General features: G+C 63.3%; 12 protein-coding genes. 8 read left to right on the top strand and 4 right to left on the bottom strand.

Features of this window, described 5'->3' with window-relative positions; translation table 11 throughout:
• Window positions 1–22 precede the first annotated feature (22 nt).
• The 4 genes from VT84_RS26375 to kdpF form a co-directional block, all read right to left on the bottom strand.
• Window positions 23–1,117: a potassium-transporting ATPase subunit C gene (locus tag VT84_RS26375; RefSeq protein ID WP_082841600.1), complete on the bottom strand. Its 1,095-nt coding sequence runs from the start codon at window positions 1,115–1,117 to the stop codon at window positions 23–25.
• Between the two features lie 349 nt (window positions 1,118–1,466).
• Window positions 1,467–3,656 carry a potassium-transporting ATPase subunit KdpB gene (gene kdpB / locus VT84_RS26380; protein ID WP_082841601.1) on the bottom strand — a complete coding sequence of 730 codons (2,190 nt, stop codon included), beginning with the start codon at window positions 3,654–3,656 and terminating at the stop codon, window positions 1,467–1,469.
• A 100-nt stretch (window positions 3,657–3,756) separates the two neighbouring features.
• A complete protein-coding gene (gene kdpA / locus VT84_RS26385; RefSeq protein ID WP_082841602.1) occupies window positions 3,757–5,595 on the bottom strand; it encodes a potassium-transporting ATPase subunit KdpA in 1,839 nt (612 codons plus the stop codon).
• Window positions 5,596–5,660: 65 nt separating this feature from the next.
• Window positions 5,661–5,756 carry a K(+)-transporting ATPase subunit F gene (gene kdpF, locus VT84_RS39735; protein WP_162271855.1) on the bottom strand — a complete coding sequence of 32 codons (96 nt, stop codon included), beginning with the start codon at window positions 5,754–5,756 and terminating at the stop codon, window positions 5,661–5,663.
• Window positions 5,757–6,025: 269 nt separating this feature from the next.
• Here kdpF and VT84_RS26395 point away from each other — a divergent pair, with 269 nt between their 5' ends.
• The 8 genes from VT84_RS26395 (at window position 6,026) to VT84_RS26430 (ending at window position 15,312) form a co-directional block, all read left to right on the top strand.
• The gene (locus tag VT84_RS26395; protein WP_082841604.1) at window positions 6,026–7,393 is read left to right on the top strand and encodes a sigma-54-dependent transcriptional regulator; all 1,368 of its coding nucleotides are present in this window, start codon (window positions 6,026–6,028) and stop codon (window positions 7,391–7,393) included.
• Window positions 7,390–9,276: a sensor histidine kinase gene (locus tag VT84_RS26400; protein WP_157469845.1), complete on the top strand. Its 1,887-nt coding sequence runs from the start codon at window positions 7,390–7,392 to the stop codon at window positions 9,274–9,276. Before VT84_RS26395 ends, VT84_RS26400 begins: the two co-directional genes overlap by 4 nt.
• A complete protein-coding gene (locus VT84_RS26405; protein WP_082841606.1) occupies window positions 9,266–10,399 on the top strand; it encodes a universal stress protein in 1,134 nt (377 codons plus the stop codon). Before VT84_RS26400 ends, VT84_RS26405 begins: the two co-directional genes overlap by 11 nt.
• A gap of 90 nt (window positions 10,400–10,489) precedes the next feature.
• On the top strand, window positions 10,490–11,662 hold the full coding sequence (locus tag VT84_RS26410) for a CotH kinase family protein (RefSeq protein WP_162271856.1): 1,173 nt from the start codon (window positions 10,490–10,492) through the stop codon (window positions 11,660–11,662).
• 195 nt (window positions 11,663–11,857) lie between these two features.
• Window positions 11,858–12,208, top strand: coding sequence for a hypothetical protein (locus VT84_RS26415; protein WP_052561492.1), 351 nt, complete (start codon window positions 11,858–11,860; stop codon window positions 12,206–12,208).
• 7 nt (window positions 12,209–12,215) lie between these two features.
• Window positions 12,216–12,791 (top strand): hypothetical protein, encoded by a 576-nt coding sequence (locus VT84_RS26420; protein ID WP_052561490.1) that lies wholly within the window; start codon window positions 12,216–12,218, stop codon window positions 12,789–12,791.
• Window positions 12,792–13,252: 461 nt separating this feature from the next.
• A complete protein-coding gene (locus tag VT84_RS26425; protein WP_052561487.1) occupies window positions 13,253–14,896 on the top strand; it encodes a glycine--tRNA ligase in 1,644 nt (547 codons plus the stop codon).
• Between the two features lie 59 nt (window positions 14,897–14,955).
• Window positions 14,956–15,312 carry a hypothetical protein gene (locus VT84_RS26430; protein ID WP_082841608.1) on the top strand — a complete coding sequence of 119 codons (357 nt, stop codon included), beginning with the start codon at window positions 14,956–14,958 and terminating at the stop codon, window positions 15,310–15,312.
• Window positions 15,313–15,326: the final 14 nt, after the last annotated feature.

Here is a 15,326-nt window from a genome sequence, read left to right on the forward strand (position 1 = left end):
CTACTTGACCGGGGCACGGTGCTTATTTACCAGTCGCGGGAACCGGGAAATTGGCGTCCAGTTCGCGGTTCAGTTCCAGCACGTTGACTAGCGGTTCGCCAACGAGCCCACCGAGCGGGGTGAACGCTCGCTTCTTCACAAGGGCGGCGATATCGTCACGGACCTTTTTACCGTCCCCACCCATCGGGGTACGGGCCTTCGCCACGCGATCGAGTTGGTACACCGATAGCGCGTTGCGAAGCGTGATATCCGGATCGAGACCCGAACCCGACGCCATCACCATGTCTGCGGCCACCGGTTCCAGGTCCGCAACACGATTCGCGTTCGCCGGGTCGCGTAACCACCGCTCGAAGAAGTTCGCGCTGATCGCAGTATCCGACGGCACCGGTTCGACGCGCTTCACTTTGGTCTTGTCCGCCTGCTCGACTTCCACCACGCCCGGCCATTTTCCGGGGTGAATCTTCGCGAAACTGGCGAAGAAGCCCGCGGCCAAATCTTCGGATTTTGGATCGTCCGTTTTGGTCGGGTTAGCGGCCTTCCAGTCGCGAATCACTTCCGGGTGCTCCTTCGCCCACGCGAGGATGAACTCGCCCTGAAGCCCGTACTTCTCGTCGGACGTGTCCGTTTTGGCCGCGAAATCCGTCTTGGCCCAGTTCCCAACGGCCAAATCGAACTCGCCCGCCCAGTCCGCAACTCGGTCCGGTTTGGCCGCGAACCACGCTTCGATGTCCTTCTGGACGGCCTTTTCGGGATCGGTCCCGGTGTAGAACCGGCTGTTCTTCTTGTACTGCACGATCGGCCCGAGGAACTGCGACACGCGGTCCCGGAGCTTCGGGTTGTTCGCGCCCCAATTCGACGCCCCGGACGCGGTCGCGTTGTAACTGGCCGCCGACGGCCGCGACCAGAAATATTCGTCGCTTGTGAACGGTTGCGCGATCAACCGCGAACCCTTCACCACATCATTCCCGTCCACCCCCGCTTCGGTAATCAGGCTCCCGGACGCAGCCGTCGGGAACAGCCCGCGCCCGACGGCGTACATCGTGACGGGGTACAGCACGCAACAAATCAGAACTGTAGACACCAGCAAAAACAAGTTCGCACGTATGTGAGCAGTCATATTTGTCTCCAGAATAACCGGTACGTTATCGTGCCCGGATGAGTTTGAACCGCGGTTGCACCCAACGAGCCGCGAACGCATGTGTGGTGCCCGTGAGTGTGGTCCGCCCGCTCCGCGAGCGGTCGGCTTCCTACGTTATGGTGCCGTGCCCGATACCCCGGGCACCCAAGCCCCGCTCGCGGAGCGAGCGGACCACACTCACGATTCCTTTCCGTTCATTTACTTGTGGCACAGGCCTCTGGCCTGTGTTGCGCCTCCACAGGCCAGAGGCCTGTGCCACAAGATCCAGAGCGGAAGCCCAAGCCCCGCTCGCCCGCGAGCGGACTACATTTGTTCCCACACGAATCGGTTACGCCACACCGAACACGGCCAGCAGCATGTCAATGAGCTTGATGCCGACGAACGGGATAATCACGCCGCCGAGCCCCCAGACCAGCAAGTTGCGCCGCAGAAGCGCGTCCGCACCCACTGGTCGGTACGTCACGCCCCGCAGCGCGATCGGGATCAGCAGCGGAATGATGATCGCGTTGAAGATGACCGCCGAGAGAATCGCCGAGGTCGGCGAGGTCAGATTCATCACGTCGATGGCCTTGAGCCACGGGAGCGTCCCCGCGAACAGCGCCGGTACGATGGCGAAATACTTCGCCAGGTCGTTCGCGATGCTGAACGTGGTGAGCGCGCCGCGCGTCATCAGGAGTTGTTTGCCGATCTCGACGACCTCGATCAGTTTCGTCGGGTCGCTATCGAGGTCGACCATGTTGCCGGCTTCTTTGGCCGCCTGGGTGCCACTGTTCATGGCGACGCCAAGGTCGGCTTGCGCCAGCGCCGGGGCGTCGTTAGTCCCGTCGCCCATCATCGCCACGAGCCGCCCGCCCGCCTGCTCCTTGCGAATGTAGGCGAGCTTCGCTTCCGGGGTCGCCTCCGCGATGTAGTCGTCGACCCCGGCCTGCTCCGCGATGCTCTTCGCGGTCAGCGGGTTGTCCCCGGTCACCATGACGGTGCGAATGCCCATCTTCCGCAAGCGCTCGAACCGCTCCTTGATCCCCGGCTTGAGGATGTCTTCCAGCACGACCAGCCCGACGATCGCGTTCCCCTCAGCAATCAAGAGCGGCGTCATCCCCTGGCTCGCGAACGAGTTCACCTGCTCGTCGGTGTGGGGAGGGATTACCCCGTTTTGCGCTTTGACGTACTTGATAACGGCGTCCGACGCTCCCTTGCGAATCGCCCGGCCGTCCGGCAAATCCACGCCGCTCATCCGGGTCTGTGCGGTGAACGCGATGAACCGCGCGCCCGACGGCGGAACCGCGGCGATGGCACTGGACGTGCGCCGTTGTAGTTCGACGATACTCTTGCCCTCGGGGGTCTCATCGGCCGCACTGGACAGCGCCGCGAGCAACCCCACTTCGGTCGCGGCGAGGCTCCCCAGCGGGACGAACCGCGTCGCGCGACGGTTCCCGAGCGTGATCGTCCCGGTCTTGTCGAGCAGCAGCGTATCGACGTCGCCGGCCACTTCGACCGCCTTACCGCTCTTGGCGATCAGGTTCGCCCGCAGCGCGCGGTCCATACCCGCGATCCCGATGGCCGCGAGCAGCGCGCCAATGGTGGTCGGGATCAGGCACACGAGCAGCGCGACCAGCGTCGGGACGTCGGTGCCCAAACTCTTCAGTTCGGTCGCACCGACGAAGCCTTTCATGTACTCCTCGGCGTGTGCGGCCATCGGCCACAGCGCCACCACCACGATCAAGAAGATCAGCGTGAACGCGGAAAGCACGAGCGAGAGCGCGATCTCGTTCGGTGTCCGCTGCCGGGCCGCGCCTTCGACCAGTGCGATCATCCGGTCCAGGAACGATTCCCCCGGCGCCGCAGTCACGCGCACCAGGATCGCGTCGGACAGAACGCGCGTCCCCCCCGTGACGCCGGAGCGGTCACCGCCGGCTTCGCGCACGACGGGTGCCGATTCACCGGTGATGGCGGATTCGTCCACCGACGCGACACCCTCGACAATCTCGCCGTCGCCGGGAATGACCTGACCGGCTTCCACGATCACGAGATCCCCGGGCTTGAGTCGCGTGGACGGCACTTCGTCGATGAACGAGCGTGGTTCGCGCAACCACGCAGCAAGCGTGCCGTTCGGTACGCGGGACGTGTCCGACACGCGCAGTCGTTGCGCCGGCGATTCCTGCCGCGTCTTGCGGAGCGCGTCGGCCTGAGCTTTCCCGCGAGCTTCGGCGAGAGCTTCGGCGAAATTGGCGAAGAGCACCGTCAGGAGCAGCCACACGTCTAGCGCGATCAGGTAGCCGAGCGTGGCCATTGTGGAGTCGGGTGCGACCACCTTGTGCGCCGTGTACACGAACGACAGCACGGTGCCGACTTCGACCACGAACATCACCGGGTTCTTCCACAGGATGTCCGGCCGCAGCATGACAACGGCACGCACCAGAGCCGCACGCAGCAGGTCGGGCGCGAACAAACTCAAGCGCCGACTCGCCCTGCGAGCCAGCTTCGGATCAGTTTCGGGAGGCATCAATATCGCGGACATATTCGTTGTGTGTAGTTAGAGTTTTGGGCGATCGGCCGGCGTTCACCGGCCGCGATTTCCCTGGGACCGTGAATGAACACAGTCCCAGGGACGATCCCAATTAGCGACCGAACGGCATCGGCCCGAAGTGCTCGGCCACCGGTCCCAGGCACATGGCCGGCAGGAACAACAGCGCGCCGACCAGGAGCACCGTGCCCAGCAACACGAACCCGAACGTAACGGTGTCCGTGCGCATGGTTCCGGACGTGAACGGGGTCGTCTTCTTTCGCGCGAGGCTAGCCGCCAGCGCGAGCGGGGCGATGATCGGGATGAACCGGCTCAGGAGCATCACCAGCCCCGTCGCGATGTCCCAGTGGGCCGCGAACGGCGCTGGGGTCGAAAGGTTCTTCTTCGCGTCGTTGAACCCGTGCGTGTCGCCCAGCCCCTCGAACCCGGACCCGTTGTTCGCACTGGCCGAGCTGAATTCGTAGAGGATCTCACTGAACCCGTGCGGCCCCGGGTTGTTGGTCGCCGCGGTGCCCCAATCGAGGGCAGCGAACAGCCCGGTGGGGCCGAGCACCATGACCGGGTGAATGAGCAGCGCGAGCATCGCCAGTTTCATCTCGCGCGATTCGATCTTCTTGCCCAAATACTCCGGGGTACGGCCGACCATCAGCCCCGCCAGGAACACGCCCACGACCAGGTAGATCAGCATGTTAATCATGCCGACGCCCTTGCCACCGAACACGCAGTTCAGTTGCATCCCGGCTAGCGGGGTGATCCCGGCCAGCGGGTTCAGGCTGTCGTGCATGCAGTTCACCGATCCGCAGGTGACCGCGGTGGTCACCGCCGAGAACGTCGCGCCCGCGGACGGACCGAAGCGCAGTTCCTTGCCCTCCAGGTTGCCGAGTCCCTCCTGATCGACCGGTAGCGCGGCCAGCGCGGGTACGACCTTCTCCGGCGCGCCCGCGACTTTCACCGTGCGCTCGGGCTGCGCCAGTAACCCGGGATTCGGCTTCAGGGTGTCGTGGTAGACGGCCCAGCCGATCATCGCCGCGAACATCACCATCATCACGACGTAGATCACCACCGCGTGGCGCATCTGGTTCAGCATCCGCCCGAACATCACGACGAGCGAGAACGGGAAGATCAGGATGCTGACGCACTCCAAATAGTTGGTCCACGCGGTCGGGTTCTCGAACGGGTGCGCGGAGTTCGCGCCGAAGAACCCGCCGCCGTTGGTACCCAGGTGCTTGATCGGGAGGACCGCGGCGACCGGCCCGCGTGCGATCACTTGCGACTTCGGCACGTCCTTGCCGTCAACGGTATCCGTCCCCATCGCGCCGACCTGCACAGTTTGTGCTTCCGCCGCCGGTTCGAGGGTCATGGGCATGCCGGACGCGATCAGCAGCCCCCCGGTGAGGGCGCTGAACGGCACGAACACGTACATCACCACGCGCCACATGTCCACGTAGTAGTTGCCCATGTGCGCGTCGCCGCGCAACCCGCGAATCACGGCCGCGAGCGCGCAGAACCCGACCGCGGCCGAGGTGAACATGTTCCAGACGATGAACACGAGCTGCGAGAAGTACGACAGGTGCTGCTCGCCCGAGTAGTGCTGGAGGTTGGTGTTCGTGAGGAACGAGGTCACGGTGTTGAAGATCGTGGTCGGGGACAGCATCCCCTTCCCGTCCTTGAACACCGGGTCCGACTGGTTCAGCGGCAGCACCGGCTGGAGCGCGAGCACCAGGTACCCGAACACGAACATGACCGTGTTGAACAACAACAGGCTGACCGCGTACTGTTTCCAGGTCTGCGGGCCGGTATCGAGTCGGCGCTCGACCCAGCGGAGCGGGCCGAACCCCTTGTACTTGCCGTCAATAACGCCGGCCAGGTAGCGCCCCATAGGAACGGAGAGCAAGACCGTGGTGCCGACGATCAGTAATGGAAGGAGCCACATGGCGGTACTCTTAAATCAAGGGAGCACGAAATCGGATTGGGGGTCCGCACTGAGGCGGGACCGGGTTAGAACCGTTCGGGCCGCAGGAGTGCGGCGAGCAGGTACAGGAACAGGAACAGGGTCACGGCCACGGTGATCCAGATCACGGTAGTTCTCCTCACACCTTGTCGCACGCGACGACGAAGGCGAACATGAGCGCGAACACGACTAGCCCGATGCCGATGGTCACCGGCACCCAGAACTCAAGGGACATCTCACGATCCTCCGGCAGCGATGTTGCGTTATCCCTCTTGGCAGTTCCCGCGCCGAAGTTCGCGGAATCGCCGAACCGCTGGAAATAACGGGACTTACGAAATTGGCTCTCTCAACCCTGCGTGAACGCGGGTTGCGAACCGCACGACGAGGATTGCAAACTGCAACCCGGTGACCCATGAAGCACACGACCGAGCCGTTTAACCTGCTCGTGATCGACGACGAGACGGCTCTGCGCCGGACGCTCCGGACGGCGCTGGAGAGCATGGACCACAAGGTCACTGAAGCCGCGAACTCCGCGCAAGCGCTGGAGGCGGTCCGGCGCCAGCGCTTCGACCTCGCGTTCCTCGACCTGAAGCTCGGAACGGAAAAGGGGCTAGACCTGCTCCCCGAGCTGCTCCGCTCCGCGGGCGACCTGCACATCGTCATTGTGACCGCGTTCGCCGGCTTCGATTCCGCGGTCGAAGCCATGCGCCGAGGAGCGTTCGACTACCTGCCCAAACCGTTCACCCCGAACCAGATCCGAATGGTGCTCGACCGATCTGCCCTCGTCCGGGGGTTGCGGAATCGAGTTGCAGCGCTCGAGGAACGAGTCGGCGGCCCTGACCCGACAACCGAACTGGAAACCCAGGAACCCGCCATGCAGCGCGTTCTCGACGCGGCCTTTCAGGTCGCCCCGACGGACGCAACAGTGCTGCTCCGCGGTGAGAGCGGGACCGGCAAAAACGTGCTCGCCCGGGCGCTTCACGCCCGGAGCAAGCGCTCCAAGCGCCCGTTTGTGACGGTCCACTGTCCGAGTTTGTCGGCCGAGTTATTAGAAAGTGACCTGTTCGGGCACACGCGAGGAGCGTTTACCGGCGCCGTGCAGGACAAAACCGGGAAGGTGGACGCGGCCGACGGCGGAACACTCTTTCTGGACGAAGTGGGCGACCTCCCGCCCGTCCTTCAGCCGAAACTGCTCCGGCTCGTCCAGGATCGCGAGTACGAGCGCGTCGGGGAGCCGATCGTTCGCCGAGCGGACGTGCGCATCGTCGCCGCGACCAACCGCCCGCTCGAAGCAGAAGTCGCCGCGGGGCGTTTCCGGGAAGATCTGTTCTACCGGCTCAACGTGATCGACCTGACGGTCCCTTCGCTGCGCTCGCGGCGAAAAGATCTGCTGTCCATCGCACGCGGTCTGCTCGCGTTCTTCAACCGTCAATCCGGCAAGTCGGTGGTCGGCTTCACCGCGGAAGCCGAAGCGGTCATGAACGCTTACTCGTGGCCGGGCAACGTGCGCGAATTACGGAACGCGGTCGAGCGCGGGGTCATCATGACGGCGGGATCGGAGATCGGGGTGGAACACCTGCCCGGTCAGCTCACCACCGCGCCCGCACCCCGAATGGAAATCGGCGGGCACGTCACGCTCGAAGATCTGGAAGCCGAGCACATTCGCCGGGTCATCGCATCGGCCCCGTCTCTCGACGAGGCCGCCCAGGTTCTCGGCATCGACCCGAGCACGTTGTGGCGCAAGCGGAAGCGGTCGAACCCGCCGAAGGGGAACCCATGAGACTGCGCACCCGCATCCTGCTCGCGTTCTTACCACTCGTCGCGCTCCTGACCGCGCTCGGAACCATCGGATTCGCACAGCTCGATCGGACCGGCACGCGGATCGACGCGATCCTGGAAGAGAACTACGCCAGCGTTCAGGCCATGTTCCGCTTGAACGAGGCGCTAGAGCGAATGGACTCGTCGTTCCAGTTCGCACTATCGGGCCGGACTCCGGAAAAGGAAGCAGGTGCCCGGAACCAGTTCGAGGCGCACTGGCGCGCGTTCGAGGAGCAGTTCCGGATCGAAGAGGGCAACGTTACCATTTACCCGGACGAGGACGAACTGGTCGCGCGGTTACGAATCTTAAAAGACGACTACCGCCGGCGCGGGGTACGGTTCTTCGCCTCCCCCCGCCCCCTCACAGAGCGACACGCGGACTACGAGGGCGCCGCGGGCGATCCGGGCCTGCTCGGTACGTTCCAGGAGATCAAAACGGTTTCCGGCAAGATCCTCCGCATCAACCAGGAGAGCATGGAACGCGCCCGGGACGACGCCCGCCAAACGGCGCGACGGGCACTCGTCGGATTCGGGATCAGCCTCGGCACGCTGGTAGCGATCGTGTTCGGGATCGCGTGGTACCTGCTCCGCAAGATCCTCGGACCGATCCGGGCCGTAACAGAAGCGACTCAAGCGATCGGGGGTTCGGGTCAGTTCGACCGCGAAGTGCCCGTCTTCGGCCGGGACGAACTCGGCCAGCTCGCCAAATCCTTCAACGCGATGACCGCACAACTGCGCCAGTACCGGCGCTCGAATCTTGATCGGATCGTTCGCGCCCAGCGGACGGCGCAAGCGACGATCGATTCGTTCTCCGACCCGATTCTCGTGGTGGAACCGGGCGGGCGCGTGGAACTGGCCAATCCCCCGGCACAGGGGCTACTCGGCGTCGCGCCAGCGGGAAGCGATACCGGCCCGATGTGGCAGCCGCCCGATCCGCTCCGCGTGCCGCTGGCGGACGCTCTCCAAACTCAGCGCGCGTACCAGCCCGAGGGCTTCGATCAGGTCGTTTCGTTCCGGGCGGGAGGAGAGGAGCGCACGTACCTGCCGCAAATCCGCCCGATCCGTTCCCCGGAGGGCGATACCCTCGGCGCCGCCGTGGTCCTGAACGACGTGACCCGATTCCGGCTGCTCGACCAGTTCAAGTCGGACCTCGTTGCGACCGTGAGCCACGAGTTGAAAACGCCGCTCACCTCGGTGCGCCTGGCCGTTCACGTCCTTCTGGAAGAAACGGTAGGGCCGCTTACCCCCAAACAAACGGAACTGCTCTTAGATGCACGCGACGGCAGCGAACGGCTCCTCGCGCTCATTGACCAGTTGCTCGCGCTCGCACGGCTCCAGCGCCCGCGTGACGAAACGACGTTCACCCCCGCGGACCCAACCGAGCTACTTAGGCACGCGGCCGAAGAGGTGCGGTCAAGGGCCGCCGACAAACACGTCGAACTGGCCCTCACGGGAAATGAACCAGCTCCACTGATCGCAGTCGATGCAACCCGAATCGGCCAGGCGCTCGGCAACATCCTCAACAACGCGATCACCTATACCGCGCCAGGTGGTCGGATCACACTCACCGCCGGCTCAGCAGCGGATGGGCGCGTGGTCCTCACGATCACGGACACGGGCGTCGGCATCCCGGCGGAGTACCTCCCACACGTGTTCGACCGGTTCTTCCGCATCCCGGGTCAAAGTGACGAAGCCGGTACTGGGCTGGGACTGGCGATCGTAAAGGAAGTGGTCACGGCCCATAGGGGCGAGGTCACGTGCGTGAGCGAACCCGGAAAAGGAACAACGTTCCGGATCACGCTCCCCACCTGGGACGAGCGAACGGGAGCACACCATGACCACTGACACGGCTCGCCCCGGTCCCGAACGGTTCCTGACGCTGTTGCGGGAACAGCAGCGCGGCCGGCTGAAGGTCTACCTCGGTTTCGCGCCCGGTGTGGGCAAGACCTACGAGATGCTTCAGGAGGGGCACCGGCTCCGCAAGCAGAACGTGGATGTGGTCATCGGGGTGGTCGAGACGCACGGGCGCGCCGACACGGCCGCGCTCGTCAGCGATCTCGAACAGGTTCCGCGGCGCAAACTCGAATACCACGGCGTCGTGCTCGAAGAAATGGACCTGGACGCGATGCTCAACCGCCGACCGACGGTCGCCCTCGTGGACGAACTGGCGCACACCAACGCGCCGGGCGGCCGGCACGCGAAGCGCTACCAGGACGTCGAGACGCTCCTCCAAGCCGGGATCAGCGTCATCACCACGATGAACGTGCAGCACCTCGAAAGCCTGTACGACATCGTCGAACGGTTCGCCGGAGTGAAGGTCAAGGAACGGGTGCCCGATTACGTGCTCGCGCAGGCACACCAGGTGGTTAACGTGGACCTGCCCGCGGAGGATCTTCAGGAGCGGTTGCGGGCCGGGAAAGTATACCCGCCGGAGCGGGCCGAACGCGCGCTGGCGAACTTCTTCACGGAACCGAACCTGAACCAGCTCCGTGAGATCGCGCTGGAACAGGTCGCACACGTACTAGACCGGCGCCGACACGAGCGGGACGGCGCGGCGCAAGCGAACACGTCCGCCCGGGTCATGGTGTGTTTATCGAGCCGCAGCCCCAACGCGCTGCGGTTGCTCCGCAAGGGCGCGCGACTCGCGGACCGCCTCGGCGCCCCGTGGTTCGCGGTCTACGTGCAAACTCCGGGTGAAAGCACAGAAAAAACCGACGCCGCCACTCAGCGCCGCGTGGCCGATTCACTCGCCCTCGCGCAGCAACTCGATGGCGTGCCGCTTACATTCAAGGGAGCCGATTTCCCGTCCGCGGTGGCCGCGTTCGTAGCGGAGTACGGCATCACGCACCTCGTGATGGGCCGCCCGCAGCGCCCGTGGTACCGGCGCTGGTTCGGTCCGTCGCTCGTTGACCGGCTCCTCCACACAGTGCGCGGGGTCGATGTCGTCATCGTGGACACAACGACATAAATGAGGACGCATTACGTCGCGCTTGTGGAACCGACCCGATAACGGGTAAAATCGTTGCACGCTGACCGTTCCGCGCCACCGGAGTCTGCCGTGAAGCGACCCCTCCTGTTACTCGGCCTGTTCGTGCTCGTTCTTGCCGCCGCTAATTTACCCGCCGTCGACACCGCCCCGGCCCCGCGCCTGATTACCGAACGCGACGACTTCTTCCGCAAGCCGAAGGTCCACGATCTGGTCCTGACGGTGGACAAGAAGGAGGTCGACGCGATCAACCGCGAGCCGCGCAAGTACGCCAAGGCGCTGCTCAAAGAGGGCACCACCGAGTACGCCGAAGTGGGCTTCCACCTGAAGGGCGCGGCGGGGAGCTACCGCAACTTCGACGACAAGCCGGGCCTCACGCTGAACATGGACAAGTTCACCGACGCCCAGCGGTACAACGGCATGGACAAGTGGCACCTCGCGAACTCGGCACAAGACCCGAGCTACCTCTCGGAACTGATTTGCGGCGAGATCTTCCGCGCCGCGGGCGTCCCGGCCTCGCGCGTCAGCCACGCGACGGTCACGATCAACGGGCGCAAGCGCGGGCTGTACTACATCAAGGAGGGCTACGACAAGCAGTTCCTCCAGAACCACTTCGGCAACAGCAACGGCAACTTCTACGACGGCGGGTTCCTGCGCGACATCGACCAGCAGCTCGATCTGGTGTCGAGCAAGAACGACGTGGCCGACCGTGCCGACCTGAAAGCACTCGTGGCCGCGACCCGCGAGGGGAACGAGAAGAAGCGGTTCGAGAAACTGGAGAAGCTCCTCGACCTCGACAAGTTCATCAGCTACGTCGTGGTCGAAATGATCACGTCCGACTGGGACGGGTACCCGTCGAAGTGCAACAACTACCGCATCTACCACCACCCGAAGACGAACAAGATCACGTTCATCCCGTCGGGGATGGACCAAATGTTCGCCGAGACCAACTGGCCCATCATGCCGGATTGGGGCGGGAGCGTGGCCCGCGCGCTGATGCAAACGAAAGAGGGCAAGAAGCGGTACCTCGCCCGGCTCCGCGAGATCATGACAAAAGTGTACAAGCCGGACGAGTTGATCGCGCGCCTCGACGAAATGGAGGCCGTCGTCCACCCGGCGCTCAAGACCGTCGATCCCGGGGCCGCGAACGACTACAAGAACCAGGTCAACCGGCTCCGGTTCGCGATCAAGGAGCGCGCGAAGAACATCAACGAACAGATCAAACGACTGCCCGTTGAGAAGTAACGTTCGGCGATTGCCGAATGAGGACGCTCAAACGGATAGATTGCAGGTCGGGCGGTACCCGGCCTGCAGTCATTACTGCTCCTGAATCCGATCTTTGATAGCGCTTGTATCCCCTTCGGACAAAAATGTACACTAACACCATCTGTGACCCCGTTCGTTCACAACGAGAAAGCCCTTCTACGTTTCGGGGACGGCATGGCGAAGGCAAAGAAGCAGGCGACCAAGGCTCCCTCTCTCCAGGAGCCGCCGAAGATTTACGAGGGCATCCGAGGTAATGCCGGTGCTGTAAAAAAGGGCGCCGAGATCACTCAGACCGATGCCGAAACAAGGAGAAGAAACGGCGAGGATGTCATCGTGTGCGGGCCGGACCGGGTTACGAACCGAAGACTCGCGGGCCAGATCGAACGAAATGCAATCGGGAGGGAGCCGAAGTGCTGCTTTCCCCACTTGAGCGCGGGCCGGATGTCGCTACCGCATTGGCAACCCGATCCGCGACCACCGGAAGGTCACACGTTCTACGAGACCGACAAACTCAAAGCCACCTGAGCGAGCCATGCGATTTTTCACGCCGGAACTGTACATTCGGTTTAATTCACCGAACGAAGACGAAGCCGATCGAGCCTACCAAGAATGGGAAAAGGCTGCGGAGCAGTACGCCCAACACCTCAAAATTTTCCGGGATCGCACGCCGTCTCAAATTCAAAGACTTGCCGAACTATCTTTGCACGATTGCTTGGTTCTTTCACGCGTGGAGCAAACACAAGCAGGCGCACGGCATTTCTCTCGGGAATTTTTTCGTGAATTTCACCCCGCGTTGGTCGTACCGTTTTGGTACTCTGTGGCCATCATTACGGTAAAGGACGAAGGCACGATCCGCTCTCTGATTTATTGCCTTTGGGACAACGTTCGCGTCCGTCCTCAACCAGAGGGGTGGCGGTTTTCCAAGGAGGGCGAACACTGGTTGTACGATGAAATCGAGTCGGTGACGGACGATCGCATGGGCCCCTGGGGCGCCGGGTATTTGCATCGAATCCTTCTCAGTACTGGGGTCGAGCTGGAAATTCCCTTCACGACGCTGTTCATTCATGAATTCTCGCTCACCAAGATTAGCGAGCCGTCTCTTGGGTGATGCGCGACCGGTCGCAGATCTTCGTGGCCGCATCTTTTCATTTCGCGGTCCTCTCGAACCACGACAACGCCCCCCAGGTACCGGGTCTTTGGCAACGAGTTAAGACGGTGACTTGTTCCCACATCGTTGCATTTAAAAATACACCTTAACCATAACAATATAAAATTAGAAAATACGATTTGTCGGCACAGCAACCGTTCGCTCCCACACATCCTTTCCTGTCCTTTCGACAGCCAGCACAACGCACCTCCAACGAACCCGATCACCTTTGTCGCACGGCACTTACTCTGCCGGTTCCCGCAATTCGTATCATGTCCACGCCGCGCGAGCGCGGGGTTCACGTGAACCCCGCGCCCGTACCGGCTCTCAATTTAACGCGGGGTCCAGACCAAGGGCTTCGCATACCTGGCCGGGCCGCGAGACACTCTCCGATATGGCCCGACCGAGTGGAGGTTTTTTCGATGCCGACCAAGCTCGACATGGCGAAGTTCGCGAAGTTCTGCAAGGACATGGGGTTCGTCTTCCAGTCCTCGGAGATCTACGGCGGGATCAACGGGTTCTGGGACTACGGGCCGCTCGGGGTGGAACTGAAGCGGAACATCAAGGAGGCGTGGTGGCAGGACATGGTCCGCAACCCGCCGCCCGGCCCGGACGGTCAGGAAATTCGCATGGTCGGGCTGGACTGCTCCATCATCATGAACCCGAACGTGTGGGTCGCGAGCGGGCACGTGGGCGGGTTCTCGGACCCGATGGTGGACTGCCTCAAGTGCAAGAAGCGGTTCCGCGCGGACAAGGTCCACTTCGCCTGCGCGGTCGTGGACAGCGCCCCGCACGCGATCTCGGTCGAGGCCGACAATGCCACGGACGCCGAACCGCTGCTCAAAGAGAAGATCGCCAAGCTGGACAAGAAGAAGCACCCGGTCGGGCGCGCGCTGAAGGCCGCAGCGCAACTGGAGTACCATTCGGCCACCGCACTCCCGGCCTCGTGGCCGCGCCCGTGCCCGGCGGAGGACTGCGACGGCACCCTCACCGAACCGCGTGCGTTCAACCTGATGTTCGAGAGCCACGCGGGGCCGATCGCGTCGGACGAAAACAAGGTCTACCTGCGCCCGGAAACGGCCCAGGGGATCTTCGCCAACTACAAGAACGTGCTGGATTCGTCGCGCCTGAAGCTGCCGTTCGGGATCGCGCAAGTGGGCAAGGCGTTCCGCAACGAGATCAACCCGCGGAACTTCACGTTCCGATCGCGCGAGTTCGAGCAGATGGAGATCGAGTTCTTCTGCCACCCGAACGAGTCGCGGAAGTGGTACGAGTACTGGCGCGACCTGCGCCGGCAGTGGTACTCGCGCCTGGGGCTGAAGAGCGAGAACCTCGTGCCGCGCGAACAGGGCCAGGAAGAGCTGGCGCACTACTCGGTCGGCACCACCGACATCGAGTACATGTTCCCGTTCTCGGACGAGCCGCAGGAACTCGAGGGCGTCGCGCACCGCGGCGACTTCGACCTCTCCGCGCACTCGAGTCGCAGCGGAAAAGACCTGAAGTATTTCGACGAAGAGGGCTGGAACGCGCTCCTCCAGGCGCGGCTCGAAGCGTTCAAGGACGACAAGGCCAAGCGCGAGGAAGAGAAAAAGAAGCTGGAGAAGGAAGAAAAGGCGCAGTTCCAGTTCGTGCCGCACGTGATCGAGCCGAGCGCGGGGGCGGACCGGTTCACGCTCGCGGTGCTGTGCGAGGCGTACACCGAGGACACGGCGCCCGACGCGAAGGGGAACCCGGAAACGCGGATCGTGATGAAGTTCCACCCGCGCCTCGCGCCGATCAAGGCCGCGATCTTCCCGCTCGTGAACAAGGACGGCATGGACGAGGAGGCGAAGAAGCTCTACCGCGAGCTCAAGCCGTTCTTCAACGTGGTGTACGACCAGAGCGGCGCGATCGGGCGCCGGTACCGGCGCCAGGACGAGGCCGGCACGCCGTTCTGCATTACGGTAGACGGTGACACAATGAAGGACGGCACAGTTACCATCCGCGATCGCGATACGCTTAAACAAGAGCGCATCCCGAAGAGCGAAGTGCGTAAGGTTCTTGAGAAAGCGCTTTCCCCAGTGTAAGCTCATCGACGCGCGCCCCGGAACCGGTTCCGGGGCGCGCGTGCCTTCAGGAGTCGCCCGTGAAGATTGTTGGCATCGACGGTATGACGGTCGGCGAACTCGCCGAAGAAGTAAACAACGGCGGCAAGTTCGTCATCTTTCAGTACGCGATCTCGCTCCTCGTCGTCAGCTTCAAAAACCCCACCGACATCCACTTCATTCGGGCCGGTCAGGGGACGTTCGGCAAGTCGATCGGCCCGACGCTCACCAGTCTGGTGCTCGGGTGGTGGGGCATCCCGTTCGGGATCTTCTTTACCATCGAGTCGCTCTTCATCAACCTGAGCGGCGGGCGCGACGTGACCAACGACGTGATGAACTCGATCCTCAGCGACATGCACACTCAGTCGGCCCCGCCGCGCCAACCTTGGGAGCGCTAAAAACGATGTGGGCC

Source organism: Gemmata sp. SH-PL17, from assembly GCF_001610855.1.
Classification (GTDB): Bacteria; Planctomycetota; Planctomycetia; order Gemmatales; family Gemmataceae; genus Gemmata; species Gemmata massiliana.

Excerpts from the sequence above, each read along its gene's own strand:
- VT84_RS26375 (WP_082841600.1), bottom strand. The coding sequence starts at position 1,117 with ATGACTGCTCACATACGTGCGAACTTGTTTTTGCTGGTGTCTACAGTT.
- VT84_RS26420 (WP_052561490.1), top strand. The coding sequence starts at position 12,216 with ATGCGATTTTTCACGCCGGAACTGTACATTCGGTTTAATTCACCGAAC.
- VT84_RS26405 (WP_082841606.1), top strand. The coding sequence starts at position 9,266 with ATGACCACTGACACGGCTCGCCCCGGTCCCGAACGGTTCCTGACGCTG.
- kdpA (WP_082841602.1), bottom strand. The coding sequence starts at position 5,595 with ATGTGGCTCCTTCCATTACTGATCGTCGGCACCACGGTCTTGCTCTCC.
- VT84_RS26395 (WP_082841604.1), top strand. The coding sequence starts at position 6,026 with ATGAAGCACACGACCGAGCCGTTTAACCTGCTCGTGATCGACGACGAG.
- kdpB (WP_082841601.1), bottom strand. The coding sequence starts at position 3,656 with ATGTCCGCGATATTGATGCCTCCCGAAACTGATCCGAAGCTGGCTCGC.
- VT84_RS26425 (WP_052561487.1), top strand. The coding sequence starts at position 13,253 with ATGCCGACCAAGCTCGACATGGCGAAGTTCGCGAAGTTCTGCAAGGAC.
- VT84_RS26400 (WP_157469845.1), top strand. The coding sequence starts at position 7,390 with ATGAGACTGCGCACCCGCATCCTGCTCGCGTTCTTACCACTCGTCGCG.
- VT84_RS26415 (WP_052561492.1), top strand. The coding sequence starts at position 11,858 with ATGGCGAAGGCAAAGAAGCAGGCGACCAAGGCTCCCTCTCTCCAGGAG.